We start from the raw sequence: 15719 nt of genomic DNA, 5'->3' as shown, positions 1-15719 counted from the left end.
TGGCCTCAGACAGCAAGAAATCCAGAGTGGAACAGCAGATCGATGAGAACCTGAAACGCGTCTACGACGATGCGATGAAAGATGAATTGCCCGACCGGTTTCTCGACTTGATTGCCCAACTCAAGGCAAACGAAGGGGCCGCAAAAAATGACAAATGATCCCCGCGACGAGATCGTTGAGCATCTTACGTCGCTGCGGGCATTTGCCCGTTCGCTGACGCGCAATCACGCGGCCGCCGATGATTTGGTGCAGGGACACGGTCGTCAAAGCATGGTCGAACATCGAGAAGTTCCAGGCTGGCACAAATATGCGCGCCTGGCTGTTCACCATCCTGCGCAACACGTTCTATTCGTCCCGCCGCAAGGTGAAGCGCGAAGTTGCGGACGTGGATGGAGCGATGACGGCGCAGGCTCTCGGAAAAACCGGCCCATGACGGGCGGCTTGCCATGAAGGATTTCGCCGTGGCCTTCGCCGAGTTGCCAGATGAACAGCGCGAGGCGTTGCTTCTGGTCGGCGCATCCGGCTTTTCCTACGAGGAGGCCGCCGACATGTGCGAATGCGCTGTTGGCACGATCAAAAGCCGTGTGAACCGGGCCCGCAAGCGTTTGGCCGAGCTTCTGGAACTCGATGAAGACGATGCCCTGGAATTGACCGATGCAGCCACGGTGGCTGTGATCTCGGGGCCAGCCGCTGCATGAAGCCACTCCAACGCCTGTGGAACAGCGTCACGTCGCTCAAATCGCGGTTGGCGCTGTTCTTGAGGTCTTGCCATCCTGCCGCTTGGGATGATTGCCGTGGTCCAAACGGCCGCCGTCGTGCGCGATGCCCGGACACTTGAACAGTTTAATATTTTGGCACGGACGGCGCAGGCGGCCAGCACCGAGCGTGCATTGCTGCGGCGTGCCCACGGTGCAGCCTCAGCCCTTGGGGCAAGTGCTGTTGAAGCGGCCGATGACCCGTTTCTTTGTGAGCGTATCATGCAACGGTTCGTCGACCGTGCGGCAGCCTACGCATTTGCCAGCTTCACAACAACAGCGGACGGCCAAACGGCGTGTTCTTCCACCGGCGAAGAGATGGACCTTTCTGACGATCCCGCTTGGCTGGACTATATCGAGCGTCCGACGCCGACCGTTACAATCGGCCTTGATATCGAGACCGGCGACCAGTCGCTTTTGACGGTTGTCTCACCGATCTTCGACTCTGAGACCGGTGCGTTTCTGGGTGCAACCTCTGTCGCGCTGCCACACAGCCTGACCGACACGCTTGGCCGCACAGGTCGAGGAAGTAGACCTCGCCCTTATAAACGAAACGGGAGAAGTCCTGTCGGCCAGCACCGGAATTTTCGATGCAGGCATCTTCGAGGCCCTCGACCTTGAACCGGAAACGCTCGCGCTTTCGCCGCGTGGCGTGACGTTCAACATCACCCTGCAAGACGGATCGGAGCGGTTGGCCGCTCTGGTCCCGTTGATTGAAGATCGCGTCTACGTGGTGGGCCTTTGGAATGGATCCATCCAGAACTACTCCGTTCCCATTTTTGGCACCCTCACGCCGCTATTCCCGGTTCTGATGTGGATCGTGGCATTCGGGATTGGGTTCTTGGCCCTAGACCGTTTGGTTTTGCAGCACTTGCGTGAAATCCGGCACCGAATGGTGGCGTTCTCTTTCGACGATCCGGGATCTGGCTTCGCAACGCTCGACAACCCGCCTGCTGAATTCAAGCAGATCGCGGGAACCTACAATCGGATGATCGGCAGGATGTTGGCCGACCGCGCCGACTTGGCCGAAAGCCTTGAAGAAAAAGAGCTACTGCTTCGCGAGGTGCATCACCGGGTGAAGAACAATCTACAACTGGTTGCATCCATCCTGAACATGCAGATGCGCAGTGTGCCAGACGGCGATGCGCGCCGCGTACTGCGCCGCGTCCAAGACCGTGTGATGAGCCTCTCGACGATCCACAAGGCGCTTTATACCGGCACGACCTTGGCGCGGGTGCGTGGCGACAAATTGCTGAGCGAGGTTGTTCAGGCCTCGTTCAGTGCAGGCATTCCTCACGGCAGAGGTGTCGTCACCTCGCTTGAGTTGGATGAGGTCAATCTTGACCCGGATCAGGCCGTGCCCCTGGCGCTGCTTGCCAATGAGACGGTGACCAACGCCATCAAGTATCTGGGCAGACCGGAGGCCTCTGGGCCGCCCTCGATTACGGTGCGCCTTACGGCAAATGCAGACCGCGACATCAGCCTGTCGGTCGAAAACACGCTCGGCGATGCCGTGCAGGACGAGATGGCCAGTGACGGAACCGGCTTGGCGCGCGCTTGGTGGAGGCCTTTGTGGCGCTAGCCTGGCGGCACGTCCGAGGTGTTCCAGGATGCCGAGATTTACCGGTTCGAGGCGACATTTACCGCCTTCGCGGAGGTGGCCGAACACGATGAAGAGGACGCGGCGGATGTGGAAACAAACGCAGCGTGATCGATGATGACCCGAACTCCAAAAGACGACCCAAGCCCGGTCCGTGACCTCGACGTTTTATTCACGGCAAGTGAGGCCTTTCCCGCATTCGAAACCCTGTGCCTTTCCGCGAAGTCCAAGATTTGCGGGTGCTTTCGTGTGTTTGATCCAACGACTGCGCTTCACGGTGACGCCGCGCGCGCGATCGGCACCACCTGGTTCGACCTACTTCTCCACCTGCTGAACAAGGGCGTGGAAATCGACCTAACCGTCAGTGACTTCGACCCGATCATCGCCACGGCAGACCACCGACGGTCGTGGCAGACGGCGCGGCAATTGGCGGCTCTCAATGAATTGTCGACCGGGGCGCCACTGCGCTTTGCCATCGTGATGCATCCGGCCCGTGTAGGCTACGTGCCGCGGCGCGTTTTGCATTCCAAAACGGCGGACGAATTGGAGCAGACGGATGCCGATCCGCTGACACCCGGATTGGACGGAGTTGAGCCGGATGATGACTTGCCGATGGTGCCCGCGACCCATCACCAAAAGCTGGCCGTCATTGATGACGAGGCGCTTTATATCGGTGGGCTGGATCTGAACGATCGCCGGTACGATACGCTTGACCATGACCAGCCCGCCGTGGGCACCTGGCAAGACATTCAAGCCATCGCCCACGGTCCGGTTGTGCAGGCCGCTTCCGCGCATCTGGCCAGCTTCCGCGCTGTGACCGAAGCCAGGCAGGATCCGCCGCCGCAGGCCCCCGGTTTCCGCGCACGTTGTCGTCGAAGCGCGCGCAGGACTTGATCCATATCGCGCCCAAGCCCGTGGTGAATGAGATCGAACAGACCCACCTGGATGCCGTCGCGCGATGTCGGGGCCTGATCTATCTGGAGACGCAGTTCTTCCGTCACAAGCCGTTGGCACAGGCACTGGTCGATGCGGCCACAAAACGCGACGAACTGGCCTGCATCCTGATCCTGCCAGCCGCACCGGAGGACGTCGCCTTTGAGGGGAACGAAGCCGAGGACGCGCAGTTTGGTGCACAGGTTCAAATGGACGCCCTGGACATTCTGCACGATGGCCTCGGTGACCGTCTTGCGCTCGCGTCCCCTGCTCAAACACGGCCTGCGACCGATGCGCCGAGGCGGCCGTGCTACACGACGCGCCTTTGATCTATGTCCATTCCAAGCTTTCCCTGCTTGGTCAGGACGAGGCGATCCTGTCCTCCGCAAACCTCAATGGACGCAGTTTTCGTTGGGACACGGAGGCCGGCTTGCACCTCACCGAGCGCAGGCACGTCGCGCCACTTTGGCCGCGTGCGTTCGACCATTGGCTTGGGCCCGATGCGCCGGATCCCACCGACAATCCCTGCGCCGTGGTGGATCAGATCAACGCCCTGCTCAGGCAGGCACGCGATACACCGCCCCAGGACAGACACCACTTTTTGTTGCCCTTTGATCCCGAGGCACAGGCGCGGATGTGACAAGCCGTTGCCCTTTGTCCCCGACGAAATGGTCTAGGCGGAAAAACCACCTGCAGAGGAGAATTGTTGGAACCTTCGGGCGCCTCAACCGTTGCCTCACCACAAACAAGCACAAGCAGATGAGACGCGTTGCGCGTTCTGGCCTCGCCGGATGCGTCCGGAGGACCTTTGTCCAAAAGCCCGCGCAGTCTGCCGCGAAACCGAAGGAGTTTGACAATGACACGCTCGACAGCGTCGAAAGTGGCCGACACGGCCAAGGACACCGCAAAGGAGGTGGCCGAGACCGCCAAGGCAAACGCGACCGTCAAGGCCGAAGCCGCCAAGGAAGAAGTTGCCAGCCGCGTTGCCGAACAAGCCGACAATTTCCGCGAAGCCAGCACCGCATTTGAGGGCAATGATCTTGCCTCGGACGCCGTGAAGTATCTGGGCGACAACTTGGCCCACGCAGCCTCTGCCGTGCGCGATATGGATCTGTCGAACATCCAGCAGGACGTGACGCACTTTGCGCGCCGCAATCCGCTCGTGTTCTTCGGTGGCGCGGCCGCGCTTGGCTTCCTCGCCGCCCGCGCGATGAAAGCATCCGAACGCAACGGCGCCATCGCGTCCGCGCCGGACCGGCACAATTACCCGGGCGTTCCTGAAAACCAGGCCGCCTATCCGGATCAGAACGGCCGCCGGTGGGGGTATTCGTGATGTACCCCGATCCGGAAACCGGGCGCGGCACAGCGCACCTTGTGACAGATGTGGTCAGTCAGATTGGCCGCATTCTGCGCAAGGAGGCGGCTTTGGCCAAAGCGGAGGTGGGTGAGAACCTGTCCCGTGCAGGGGTCGCAATCGGCCTTGTTGTTGGCGCGCTCGTTCTCGCCCTCGTGGGTTTGGGTGCGCTGGCGGGTGCTGGCGTTGCTGCCCTCGTTTCAATTGGTTGGGCGGTTCACTGGGCCGCGCTGGCCGTTGGGGGAGGCATCGCCTTTGTCGCGGCAATTCTCGCCGCAAAGGGCATCCATGACCTCAAACCAAGCCAGTTGTTGCCCAATCGCAGCATCGCAAACGTCAAGCAAGACGTCGCCCTGATGAAGGAGCAGATCAATGCCTAGCCCCAAGCAGATCGAGACCGAATTGCAGGCAGAGCGCGATGTTTTGCGCCTCGCAGGCCGACGCAACTTGAGGCGCAATTCGCACCGGCGGAACTGGTCGCGCGCGCCACCGGCCTTTCGGGCCAGGCTGGCGAAGGTGCGGTCAAATCGGCACGGCGCAACCCCGGCCCTCTCGCGGTGACCGGTGCCGGTCTCGCCTGGCTGGCGCTGAAAGCCGCCACACGCAACGCTGGCCCCCGCGTGGCCTATGACGAAACCTCTCACTCAACGGTGGGTGGGCTGCGGCAAGAGACGCCGCCTATGGCGGGCTTCGACGCCCGTGTGGCGGCTGCTGACACTGCCATCAAAGCCGATCAACCCGACAGCATTCTGGAAGGAGACCTCTCCATGACCGACGACACACATACCAACACCCGCTTGGACGCCGCCAAAGAGCGTCTGTATGACACCGCTGACAGCCTGCGCGCCCGTATCGAAGATGGCCTCGACGGCCTGCCCGATGGCGCCAAGGACCGCATCCGCCAGGCCCGCGAAGCGGCGATCTCGGTTCACGCCCGCGCCGAGGCGGAAGCCGCACGTGCAGCACAGGTCGCCCGGACCACCGCGCATGACAATCCGCTGCTGGTCGGTGGGCTTGCTCTGGCCGCCGGTGCGGCGCTGGCGATGATGTTGCCGCGCACGCAGGTGGAAGACCGTACCATCGGCGCACATCGTGACCGCCTCTTTGACGAAGCGGACCGCATGTTCCAGTCCGAGAAGGCGAAGCTCCAAGCAGCCGCTGAAGAGGCCGTCGCCGAAGGGCAGAAACGCGTGAAACAGACGCTGAAGTCGGACGACAAGGTGGACGAAGCGGCCTAACGCCGAACCACAGCAAAAAGTAGGCCCCCATCTCACACGCGGATGGGGGCCTTTTTGTGTGTGACTGCTGCCGAATACCTACGAGCCGCAGCACGGAACATCCGCGTTTCGGCGTAGCTAGGCCGCTTCATCCAACGGGGCGGGTTCCGGTACGTTATCGTCGTTTCCGCCTGACAGAACGAAGCGCAACCAGACCAGCAGCGGGATCGCGACCAAACCGCCAATCGGGCCCCACAGCCACAGCCAAAAGACCAGCGACAAGAACACCATCAACGGGTTAAGGGCCATTTGACGGCCCACGAAGGTGGGCGTCACGAACTGCGACTCGATCATGTTGAGGAAAATGAACGCTGCCATCGGAACCACAGACATCGCCCCGTCAAACGTAATGACGCCGACGAGTAGAAGAGACAGCGCAATCAAGCCCGGCCCGAGATAAAGGACGAAGTTCAGCAGGAAAGCGGCCAGCCCCCACATGATCGGCTGCGGCATCCCCAGCAATGACATTACGATCATCACCGCAATGCCGAAGCCCGCATTCACCAAGGCAATGGACAGGAAGTAACGCGACACCCGGACCTCGGCGTCGCGCAGAAGCGCTTCGGAGATGGATGGGATAAAGCGGGCAACGCGCGCATAGACATCGCGGCGGGTCGCAAGAAAGAAGTACAACGTCCCGACGAAAACAAGTACGCCGCCCAGAACCGTTGGCCCATAGGACAAAGCATCCAGCAGGTTCGGAACTGGCACTGCCGCTGCATCGGCCTCCGGGTCTTCCCCATCTGTCAGGGCATCCGCGACTGTTTCCTGCAGGCCCTGCACACCTTCCACAGCCCCCGCAGGCTTTCGAACAAGGTCCGCATCTCCAACCATATGATCGGGGCGTTGCGGATGGCCTCGCTGATTGTCGGCTCCACGATCAGGTAGATCAGCGCAACCGCACATAAAAAGACCGCCATGATCATCATGGCGGCTGCGGCACTGGGAATGCGCCATCGTTCCAACATGTTGCAAAACGGGGCGAGGACGACGCCCAGAACAATTGCACTAATGATCGGCGCAAAAAGCCCCTGCGCCTGATCCAGTACGACAAAGAGCATGAGAACAACCAAGGTGATGAGTGCCAGGTTGCCAATTCTTGCGGAGAATGAGGACGTGTTCATCAGAACGAAACGCGCGTCGCCGTCTTTCAGTTCCATAACTACCTGTCGCAGACTCGGGCCTTTCTGTATCGCTCCCTATCTCCGACGGAGCGAACGACATTCACGCTTTCACCATGAGATATCGTAAAGGTATCGGCAGGAAGGATTGTTCCAAGCTTCATGATCAGAGGGAAGAGAACTCCGAGTTCTGCTTCTGTGAAAATGAAGGTCTGCTAACCGGCCTCCAGCGCAACTAGTTCGCACCAGCAGCGAATGACTGCTTCCCGCCCAACAGTCGGCAGGCTTCGCATCACCTTCTTGTTCGAACCAGAAATTGCGGCATCAGCCCCGGTAGACAACAACAACCACAAGGTTAGGTCGTTGAGAGCACTAAATATTTTGAGAGCAACAGGGTGCGAATTACCCGTGTGCAATTTCTTCCGAGAAGGACCCGAGCGTTTGAGGCTGTACCTCTCTTGGCTGATCGGGACTGATGCCGTCGGTTCCAGCGACTGAGTGCAACCGTCAGCGACCTTCAACATCAGGCAACCTTTTCACCGTTGAACGCGACTGGTTTCATAGCCTTAGCCAAGCTCGCCTTCGGAAATGATAAGACGATCGAAGTAGGCCAGATAGGCTTGTTCTGCAGTTTCGGTGCTCTCGGGATAGTTCGCAGGCAGTCTCACGCCTTGACGTTGCTGAGCGATGCCCATCACCAAGTCAGGATCAAAGCCGCGCGCCTGCAGCCATTCTCGCCAGCCATCAATCTTCTCGGTTTCATCTGAGGGAACCGAAATCCACGAAATTGGCCTTGCCAAGCGGCTCAGGTCTTTTTGGTTCTTTGTTTTGGTTATCCTTGTATGAGGTGTGACAGAGTTGTCGCGGGGTGACGACAGTTGTGACGTCCCCCGACAGCTCTTTTTCATGGGCCCTTTTGTTTCCGGAAAACTCAGCAAAAGCACGCGTCTTCCGTTGTCGTTGTGCCCTTGTTTGAGGAAGCCTGTATTAGCAAGACCTGCAATATACCGTTGGATTGTTCTCCTACAGACATACAAGCTGTCTGCGAGCTTGCGATTGGAGGGCCAGCACGAACCCGTTTTGCGATCCACGAACTTGTTGCAAATCAGTGCAGCAAGCTGCTTGCTGCCGCGAGGCACACCCTGGGATGCTTGCACTCGCTCGAGCCAAACGAAGCGTCGTTTTGACCACCCCTGTTGATGGAGATCTTTCATAACGTTACCCGGTTATTCATATGATTGAAGGCATTCAGAATGCTGTTGGGGACTGACCATCGGATGCCATTCGTTGGCGCTTAAATTGACCCTGGCGCTGATCGTTGTTCCAAGATCCACGCCCGGACATCGTTCGGTGCGTAGCGGACAAGCCGCCCGATACGCACCACCGGTGGTCCGGTGCCCTTGGAACAACTGATTTCAAGGAACCTCTTTGGAATGCCGAAGCGTGCCTCTACTTCAGCACGTGAGAGCAAACGTTCGTCATCGTCATGCATATCAAACCTCAGATATTATTGAGGCGCATATTTGCAGACTTGGATCGTCAAATTAATCGGGTGCATTTGGGGCAGGGGGATTGCACCCCATTTAAGTGTCTGATTTTCCAATAATGTATTTTCGACCCTTAGGTATATTGCCCGCTACGGACCAATCCTCTGGGAAACGTGACCGCACTAGGTCTTTTGCCTCACGTTGAGTCAGACCGTGTTGGTTCGCCAGACTTTTGACTAGGTCGTCCTTTGTGATGCGCATGTCTTTTGACCGCGCGTCCGTTATCCACTCGTCCAACCGCCCAAGCGCGGAAGCCTTCTTGGCATCCATTTTGCGTATTTTTCGTCCCAACTCGCTGTACAGAATTGAGTCCGGGATGTCTGAAGAGAACAGGAATTCGGTTTCCTTTTTTCCTTCGCAAGGAACCGGATCTGTTCGGTTGCTTCCGGATCTAGAAGACGTGTTCCGGCTAGGCTCGGCCTAAAGCACAAAATCCGACCTTCTCGCATTGCCAACCTCAGCGATTGCTCAAGCGTGCTGTCTGAATCGTGCGAGTCCTTTGCAGAAGGCGACCCAAGGCGAGCCGACGTGCACAGTTTCGTATGAGGGTCCGTACAGGAAATTCTCGGTGACCCTTGATATCCGGCCTCCTTCAACATCAAATTCCAGATTGCCACCGCCGGGCGGGTGCTTTTCACGCGCGCAATTGAGCAACTGGCTCTTTAGATCATTCAAGTGGATTGATCCTGCGGTCAGCCTGAAAAGTATCTCTTGTCTCAGTTCTTGCGGTGACCGCTTCCAATTCAGTCTTTGACCACCCACAGCAGGTGGGAAGACAGTGTTTGAAAACGCCTCCGCGATCCGTCCGAGTGGTATAGGATCCGAACACTTTGGGCCCAACGAGTCGATATCAATGAGCGCATTGAGATAACGCTCCAGAATCATCAATGGGGGTTCTTTCTGGAGCGCTGTCAAAGTGCCCGTACCGTTGAGGACCATCTCAAGGCTCTTCTCTTCGGAAACGCTCACATGAGCCTGCTCAGTCGCTGGTTCGGTGGTCCGAGCTATAGAGAGCCTCAATGTCAAAAAGACGTGAGATTTCTTGGGTCCTCTATTCTGCGGACGACCTCTTCGCAGGCCTGTTCCATCGAAGGGCGCAACGCGTCGAGCGACGGTCGAACATAGCGTTGCCCGGTTATCGAGATCGGTGTGTGATTTAGCAATCGGGCCACAACTTCTTCCAGAACGCCAGCCTCCATCGCGACGGTAGCAAACGTCCGGCGATGAGTGTGCGGTGACCAGGAGAACTTGGGTGTGTTTGTGACATGTCCCATTTCGGATTTGGGTGATGGAAACACCCACTTGCGATGCAGCCGCCGAAGTGGCTCGAGCACTTCGAGGTGCAAAGGGATGATTGGGAGATCAAAGCTTCGCCCATTCTTCGTCATTGGAAGATGTATACGATCATCATGAATTTGTTCCCACGTGAGTGTGAGTGCTTCGGCACGGCGCAGGCCGGCAAGGAGCAAGAAAACAAAAAACGAACGGTGAATTGGGTTGGGAAGGGCGGTCAGTGATGTTTTCCATGCCGGAAAATCATCAATGATCGTGCCAGGTGGATGCTCCTCGTACCATTCGATCGCGATGGTCGGTGCCTCCGGCAGGTCTGCGACGCGACGGGCATGGTTCCATACCGTTCGGAAGTACTTCAGCGTATGGTTTGCGCTTGAAGGACGATCACGCATTTCAAGATGGCGCTGTGCAACCATTGCTTTGGTGATCTCATCGAGGGGCAAGGCGAGCCAGTCTGACAGGTCCCTCTCAAAGGACTGCCGCATCCCGCGCCTATACCGTTCAGAGCGAAGTTTCGGTCTTGCAAGGTAAGTGTCCATCGCAGTTCGAAGGGTAGGGGCCGCGACCTGCAGCAACTTGCCCGTTCCTCGTCCGAGTTGCACCGATAGATCGAGCGCGGACAGGCGTGCGGTTTCAGCTGTAATCTGTGGCGATCGTCCAATCAGAATGCGCCTGGTTCTTCCGGCGACATCCTTCTGGAAATACCAAGTCTTACTTCGCTTGCCGACGAAGAGCACCAGGCCCTTCACCTCACTGTCCCAATGCTTGATCGTCTTGTCGTTCGAAAACGGGGCTTTTCGGGCGAAGGTTTCGGTTAAGCGTGGCATACTGCTTTGTAGGTATTTTGTCGGGAGCTACACGCTAATGCCTGCAACCCAGCGCTACAAGACGAAACAATTAATATAATAAAATGAAACTCTTGGTAGGAAACAGCGGCTCAGTGCAAGTCGCCAACTCTGCTTGGGAAGCTTTCGTGATACCTTTTCACCATACCCGCCGCTCGTTTGGTGGATACGCTTGGGCAGGCGGGCCGTCAAGCGGGGCGTGGCAGGCGGTTCCAAGGTTGCAACTGGGCGTTAAGATGTTGAAAAATAGCAGAAAGACAGTCGTTCTAGGCTGAATCCGAGCCATCTTGAACGTCACCGTGCGGCCAAGTTCTGGCAAAGTTGGACCCCAAAAAAACCTAGACGCCAAGGCGTTTCGCGAAGTCAGCATAAGACGAAGACAGATCATCGGCGGTGGGTTTTTCGCCACTTGCCGCATAAGAGAAGTCGACGCCTGCGCCTTCCACAAGCCGGTTGAACAAGCTGAACAGCGCGCAGACTTGGATGGCATGATAAAGGGACGCTTCATCCCACCCGGCGGCGAAAACCGCGTCTGCATCTGCCGAGGTTAGGCGCGAGGGCAGGGCATTCAATTTGCGGATATAAGCCAGCAATGGGCGCATCTCTGCGTCGACATCCGCTGTTTGTGGATTGTCCAACAGCGCATCGATCAGACCCGGCGATACCCCGAGCGCTTCGGCGTAGATACGGTGTGAGCCCAAGCAAAACGCGCAGGCGTTCAGGCCCGACACGTAGGCCGCGATCAACTCGCATTGTGAAGCTGTGAGTGGCGCACCTGCGCGCATGACGCCTTCGGTATGGGCCAAAAGCGGACCTGCATGGGCCGGATGGGCGCCCAATAGGTCGCCCAAGCGGGCGGGTTCGGGCAATGAGGGGAAATGCGCCAAGGGATGTCCTCCTTGCAAGAACTATCCTCGCCGACGTCTCCGGCGTCCACCCCCTGCGCCGCCGGGCGCCGACCCGCTGGCCCCGAAAGCGACCTCAGGCAGGCTCACGACTTGCGCCAGTTCCGGGAACGGGTCGGTGGCGTGGGGGATGGCGTTGGCGTTGACGAAATGCTCCTGGAATTTCGGCTCGATCGCCGTTTCCACCTTGTGGATGTTGTGCACCGTCTCTTCGATACGCGTGCGCGCCGCGCGGTTGCACAGAGCAATGCGCGCGCCGTGGCCCGCGGCGTTGCCAGCGGACTGGACCTTGTCGAGCGGGACGTCCGGGATCATGCCGAGGACCATGGCATGCTTGGGTGAGATGTGGGCGCCGAAGGCACCTGCCAGCACCACGCGGTCCACTTTGTCGACGCCGCGTTGATCCATCAGCAAACGTGCGCCGGCGTAGAGGGCGGATTTGGCCAGCTGGATGGCGCGGATATCGCCTTGGGTGACGGTGATGCGGGGGCCGCCTTGATCGGTGGCGTCGTGGATCAGGTAGGCGTGGGTGCGGCCCGTGGGTTCGGCGCGGGAGGTGCCGGTGGCCTCGGCGGAGCCGATCAGGCCCGAGGAGTCGAGCAGGCCGGCCATACGCATTTCCGCCACGGCCTCGATAATGCCAGAGCCGCAGATGCCGGTTGGAACCACGTCAAAGGCGGGATCGTCGGACCAGAGGTCCGAGCCGATGACGCGGAAGCGCGGCTCCTTGGTGTCGGGGTTGATCTCGATCCGTTCGATCGCACCGGGGGCGGCGCGCTGACCAGCGGAGATCTGTGCGCCCTCGAAGGCGGGGCCGGTGGGGGATGAACAGGCAAGCACGCCGTTTGTGTCGCCGAGCAGGATTTCGGCGTTGGTGCCCACATCAACAATGAGCGCCAAATCATTGGACGTATTGGGTTCTTCCGCCAACGCGACGGCGGCGGCATCCGCCCCCACATGGCCCGCGATGCAAGGTAGAAGATAAGCCTGAGCGGTGGGCGCGATGCCGGTCAGGCCGATCTCGGCGTGCGTCCATGGTGAGACTGCCAGAGGTGGCGAGCGCGAAGGGGCCTGGCCCAGTTCGACGGGATCAATGCCCAAAAGCAAGTGGTGCATGACCGGATTGCAGACGATCACCGCCTCGAAGATCAGGGCCGGATCGATGCCGGCCTCGGTGGCGATCTCGACAGCCAGGGTGTTGAGCGCGTCCTGCACGGCAGCCGGTCATCTCGGCGTCACCGCCGGGGTTCATCATGACGTAACTGACCCGGCTCATCAGGTCTTCGCCGAAACGGATCTGGGGGTTCATGAGGCCGGAGGAGGCGAGGACGGTGCCGTCCGTCAGGTCGCACAGATGCGCCGCGATGGTGGTGGAGCCGAGGTCGACGGCAAGGCCATAGAGGCCGCCTTCGTGGAGGCCGGGCCAGACGCCCACGATTTGCGCTGTATCGCTGTTGGCTGGATGGTGAACCGCGACGGAAATCTGCCATTGGCCTTTGCGCAGGGCGGGTTGCAGGGCTTTCAGGACTGGCAGACAGGCTGTGACCGGGCCGATGCCCCATTGATCCCTGAGGGCGTCGGCGACACGTTCGAGATCCCCGGAGGGTTCGTGCATGTCCGGCTCGACCACGTCGATCATAACCAACCGGGTGGCCGGGTCCATCGTGATCGGCTTGGCCGAGGCCGCCTTGCGGACAACCTGTTTGTGGACCTGGCTCTCTGGCGGCACGTCCACCACGATGTCGCCCATGACCTTGGCCTGACAGCCAAGGCGGCGGCCTTCCTTCAGGCCGCGCACGCGGTCGTAGCGGGCCTCAACGTCGTTCCATTCGCTGAGCGCGCCGTCGGACACCGTGACGCCGTGCTTGGGAAAGTCGCCGTACGATGGGGCGATCTGGCATTTCGAGCAGATCCCGCGCCCGCCGCAGACAGAGTCGAGGTCCACGCCAAGTTGACGGGCGGCCGTCAGGATCGGGGTGCCGACGGGGAAGTGCCCGCGTTTGCCCGAGGGCGTGAAGATGACAAGGGGGTCGGCCATGGGTGTTTGTACTATCCCGCGCGCCGCCGCCGGCCGCCTTCACGGCCCCGGCGCGGGGCAGCGTCAGGATCTTTGTTGAAGGCGATCCAGGCCCCGCCGCCGTCATCGTGGTTCAGCAGGAAGTTTGCTGCGCGGATGGCCTCCATCTCTTTACCGGCGCGCGGCTTGGTCGAGCCCATTCCGAAGAGTTTGACAAAGGCCTCGTCGTCCATGCCTTCGGGTAGGAGCACGCCTGCGGCTTCGACCAGCGCCTTCTTCTCGGCGATCTTCTTTGGGCCGACGGGCAGGGCGACAGGGTTCATGATGGCTGATGTCATGCCGGCAGAGAACGCCATCGGCAGGAAGGCGTTGTTGATGCCGTGGCGGTTGGGAAGGCCGAAGGAGATATTCGACGCACCGCAGGTGGTGTTGACGCCAAGCTCTTCACGCAGGCGGCGGACCAGCGTGAAGACCTGATGGCCTGCCGTGGCCATGGCCCCGATTGGCATAACCAGCGGGTCGACGACGATGTCATGGGCCGGAATGCCGAAGTCAGCGGCGCGTTCGACGATCTTTTTTGCGACGGCGAAGCGCACATCCGGGTCTTCCGAGATGCCGGTATCGTCGTTGGAGATCGCCACAACGGGGACGTTGTATTTGGCGACCAGTGGCAGGACGAGGTCGAGGCGCTCTTCCTCCCCGGTGACGGAATTCAGAAGCGGGCGGCCTTCGGCGGCGGCAAGGCCGTTTTCCAAGCGCGCCGGGGACGGACGAGTCGATGCAAAGCGGGCAATCGGTGACGGACTGAACCGTTTCGACCAGCTGCTTCATCAGTTCGGGCTCGACGAAGTTGTTGTCAGCGTAACGGGGATCCTCGGCCATCTTGTTGGAGAAGACGGCGCCGGAATTGATATCCAGAACGGTTGCGCCAGCCTCGACCTGGGCAATGGCATCGGCCTGCACGCGGGAGAAATCGCCGCGTTCCAGTTCCTCGTTGAGGATCTTGCGGCCCGTGGGGTTAATCCGCTCGCCAATGACGCAGAACGGCTCATCAAAGCCGATCACGGTGGTTTTGGTCTTCGACTCGATGACAGTGCGCGTCATGTGCGTGTTTTCCTAGATATCTGCGTCAGGGTTGGCGGGCACGGTCGATGCCCCGCCATTGGCGATGGCCCATTTGGCGTTGGTCTTGATACCGCCAAGGGGGAAGAAGTGGATGGCTTCGATCAGGCTGTCGGGGTTCTGTGCCTTGTGGGCGGCCATGTCGGTCAGGATTTCGGTCGGCTCAAACGGCAAGAGCAGCTTGGTGACATCCTTGGCGCGTTTCTGGAGCACCTTGAGCGAGGGGCCAACGCCGCAGGCGATGGCGAATTTGATCAGCGTTTGCAGCTTTGCGGGGCCTGCGATGCCAAGATGGATGGGCAGGGTGATGCCCTCGGCCTTGAGCCGGTCGGCCCAAGCGATGATGGGCCCGGCCTCGAACGCGAATTGGGTGGCCATGGCCATCTCCGCGTCGGAGCGTTCCTGGAAGGCCTGTTTCCAGCGCAGCGCCTCCATCACCGCCGTGTCACCGCCATCGGGGTCGATGTCGCGATTGCCCTCCGGGTGGCCTGCGACGTGGAGGCGGGTGACGCCCGCCTTGTCGAAGAGGCCGGATTCCATCAGCTGCATCGAGCTGTCGAAATCGCCGTGGGGTTGCGCCACGCCACCGGCCAACAGAAGGGCTTGCGTGATGTCAGCCTCGCCCCTGTAGCGGGCGATCCAGTCTTCCAGCGTCGCGGCATCCTTGATGATGCGCGCGGGGAAGTGGGGCATGGGGTCGTAGCCCTCGGCCCGCAGACGGGCGGCGGTGGCGACCATGTCTTCGATGGGGGTGCCTTCGATATGCGCAATGTAGACGCGCGTACCGGCTGGCAGAAGCGCGCGGAAATCATCGACCTTTTCGGCCGTGCGGGGCATCACCTCGATCGAGAAACCGTCCAGCAGCGCCTCCATCTCGGGCGTTGCGGGCGTGTCAGGCGCGGGCGCGGCCTTGCGGAAGTTCAGCAGCGACATGAGTTTCTCCCGAATGC

17 protein-coding genes and 2 pseudogenes are annotated in these 15719 nt (G+C 60.0%); 10 read left to right on the top strand and 9 right to left on the bottom strand.

Annotated elements, in window-relative coordinates:
* Positions 1-26: 26 nt before the first annotated feature.
* The 10 genes and pseudogenes from ACZ1HK_RS02725 (at position 27) to ACZ1HK_RS02680 (ending at position 5880) form a co-directional block, all read left to right on the top strand.
* Positions 27-158, top strand: coding sequence for a NepR family anti-sigma factor (locus tag ACZ1HK_RS02725; RefSeq protein ID WP_472627355.1), 132 nt, complete (start codon positions 27-29; stop codon positions 156-158).
* Positions 148-698 (top strand): annotated as a pseudogene (locus ACZ1HK_RS02720) (RNA polymerase sigma factor). Before ACZ1HK_RS02725 ends, ACZ1HK_RS02720 begins: the two are co-directional and overlap by 11 nt.
* Before the next feature lie 96 nt (positions 699-794).
* The gene (locus ACZ1HK_RS02715) at positions 795-1376 is read left to right on the top strand and encodes a hypothetical protein (protein WP_472627354.1); all 582 of its coding nucleotides are present in this window, start codon (positions 795-797) and stop codon (positions 1374-1376) included.
* Positions 1264-2337 (top strand): sensor histidine kinase, encoded by a 1074-nt coding sequence (locus tag ACZ1HK_RS02710; RefSeq protein WP_472627353.1) that lies wholly within the window; start codon positions 1264-1266, stop codon positions 2335-2337. The genes ACZ1HK_RS02715 and ACZ1HK_RS02710 overlap by 113 nt, the downstream gene beginning before the upstream one ends.
* A 267-nt stretch (positions 2338-2604) precedes the next feature.
* The gene (locus ACZ1HK_RS02705) at positions 2605-3249 is read left to right on the top strand and encodes a phospholipase D-like domain-containing protein (RefSeq protein ID WP_472627352.1); all 645 of its coding nucleotides are present in this window, start codon (positions 2605-2607) and stop codon (positions 3247-3249) included.
* A complete protein-coding gene (locus tag ACZ1HK_RS02700; RefSeq protein ID WP_472627351.1) occupies positions 3246-3617 on the top strand; it encodes a phospholipase D-like domain-containing protein in 372 nt (123 codons plus the stop codon). Before ACZ1HK_RS02705 ends, ACZ1HK_RS02700 begins: the two co-directional genes overlap by 4 nt.
* Entirely contained in the window at positions 3596-3928 is a 333-nt protein-coding gene (locus tag ACZ1HK_RS02695) for a hypothetical protein (protein ID WP_472627349.1), read from the top strand. The genes ACZ1HK_RS02700 and ACZ1HK_RS02695 overlap by 22 nt, the downstream gene beginning before the upstream one ends.
* Before the next feature lie 216 nt (positions 3929-4144).
* Positions 4145-4621: a hypothetical protein gene (locus tag ACZ1HK_RS02690; protein WP_472627347.1), complete on the top strand. Its 477-nt coding sequence runs from the start codon at positions 4145-4147 to the stop codon at positions 4619-4621.
* Positions 4621-5022, top strand: coding sequence for a phage holin family protein (locus ACZ1HK_RS02685; RefSeq protein WP_472627346.1), 402 nt, complete (start codon positions 4621-4623; stop codon positions 5020-5022). The genes ACZ1HK_RS02690 and ACZ1HK_RS02685 overlap by 1 nt, the downstream gene beginning before the upstream one ends.
* A gap of 177 nt (positions 5023-5199) precedes the next feature.
* Positions 5200-5880, top strand: coding sequence for a hypothetical protein (locus ACZ1HK_RS02680; RefSeq protein ID WP_472627345.1), 681 nt, complete (start codon positions 5200-5202; stop codon positions 5878-5880).
* A gap of 117 nt (positions 5881-5997) precedes the next feature.
* Here the strand turns inward: ACZ1HK_RS02680 and ACZ1HK_RS02675 are convergent, their stop codons facing one another.
* The 9 genes and pseudogenes from ACZ1HK_RS02675 to ACZ1HK_RS02635 form a co-directional block, all read right to left on the bottom strand.
* Positions 5998-6702, bottom strand: a complete 705-nt coding sequence (locus tag ACZ1HK_RS02675; protein ID WP_472627344.1) for an AI-2E family transporter — start codon at positions 6700-6702, stop codon at positions 5998-6000.
* A complete protein-coding gene (locus ACZ1HK_RS02670) occupies positions 6666-7079 on the bottom strand; it encodes a hypothetical protein (RefSeq protein ID WP_472627343.1) in 414 nt (137 codons plus the stop codon). The genes ACZ1HK_RS02675 and ACZ1HK_RS02670 overlap by 37 nt, the downstream gene beginning before the upstream one ends.
* A gap of 527 nt (positions 7080-7606) precedes the next feature.
* Entirely contained in the window at positions 7607-8254 is a 648-nt protein-coding gene (locus ACZ1HK_RS02665; RefSeq protein ID WP_472627342.1) for a helix-turn-helix domain-containing protein, read from the bottom strand.
* A gap of 1355 nt (positions 8255-9609) precedes the next feature.
* Complete coding sequence (locus tag ACZ1HK_RS02660; protein ID WP_472627341.1) at positions 9610-10707, bottom strand: tyrosine-type recombinase/integrase; 1098 nt, start codon at positions 10705-10707, stop codon at positions 9610-9612.
* A 356-nt stretch (positions 10708-11063) separates the two neighbouring features.
* Entirely contained in the window at positions 11064-11612 is a 549-nt protein-coding gene (locus ACZ1HK_RS02655) for a carboxymuconolactone decarboxylase family protein (RefSeq protein ID WP_472627340.1), read from the bottom strand.
* Positions 11613-11633: 21 nt separating this feature from the next.
* Positions 11634-12794 (bottom strand): ASKHA domain-containing protein, encoded by a 1161-nt coding sequence (locus ACZ1HK_RS02650; protein WP_472627877.1) that lies wholly within the window; start codon positions 12792-12794, stop codon positions 11634-11636.
* Positions 12721-13668 carry a hypothetical protein gene (locus ACZ1HK_RS02645; RefSeq protein ID WP_472627339.1) on the bottom strand — a complete coding sequence of 316 codons (948 nt, stop codon included), beginning with the start codon at positions 13666-13668 and terminating at the stop codon, positions 12721-12723. Before ACZ1HK_RS02645 ends, ACZ1HK_RS02650 begins: the two co-directional genes overlap by 74 nt.
* Before the next feature lie 11 nt (positions 13669-13679).
* Positions 13680-14751: pseudogene (locus tag ACZ1HK_RS02640) on the bottom strand (methyltetrahydrofolate cobalamin methyltransferase).
* Positions 14752-14763: 12 nt separating this feature from the next.
* On the bottom strand, positions 14764-15702 hold the full coding sequence (locus tag ACZ1HK_RS02635) for a methylenetetrahydrofolate reductase (protein WP_472627338.1): 939 nt from the start codon (positions 15700-15702) through the stop codon (positions 14764-14766).
* Positions 15703-15719: the final 17 nt, after the last annotated feature.

This window comes from Gymnodinialimonas sp. JB5-7, assembly GCF_055693405.1.
The sequence above is the reverse complement of the archived record's forward strand: the minus strand, read 5'-3'. Positions and strand labels throughout refer to the sequence as shown.

Coding starts and splice junctions, on each gene's coding strand:
- ACZ1HK_RS02690 (WP_472627347.1), top strand. CDS start 4,145: ATGACACGCTCGACAGCGTCGAAAGTGGCCGACACGGCCAAGGACACC.
- ACZ1HK_RS02685 (WP_472627346.1), top strand. CDS start 4,621: ATGTACCCCGATCCGGAAACCGGGCGCGGCACAGCGCACCTTGTGACA.
- ACZ1HK_RS02670 (WP_472627343.1), bottom strand. CDS start 7,079: ATGGAACTGAAAGACGGCGACGCGCGTTTCGTTCTGATGAACACGTCC.
- ACZ1HK_RS02665 (WP_472627342.1), bottom strand. CDS start 8,254: ATGAAAGATCTCCATCAACAGGGGTGGTCAAAACGACGCTTCGTTTGG.
- ACZ1HK_RS02660 (WP_472627341.1), bottom strand. CDS start 10,707: ATGCCACGCTTAACCGAAACCTTCGCCCGAAAAGCCCCGTTTTCGAAC.
- ACZ1HK_RS02645 (WP_472627339.1), bottom strand. CDS start 13,668: ATGGCCGACCCCCTTGTCATCTTCACGCCCTCGGGCAAACGCGGGCAC.
- ACZ1HK_RS02635 (WP_472627338.1), bottom strand. CDS start 15,702: ATGTCGCTGCTGAACTTCCGCAAGGCCGCGCCCGCGCCTGACACGCCC.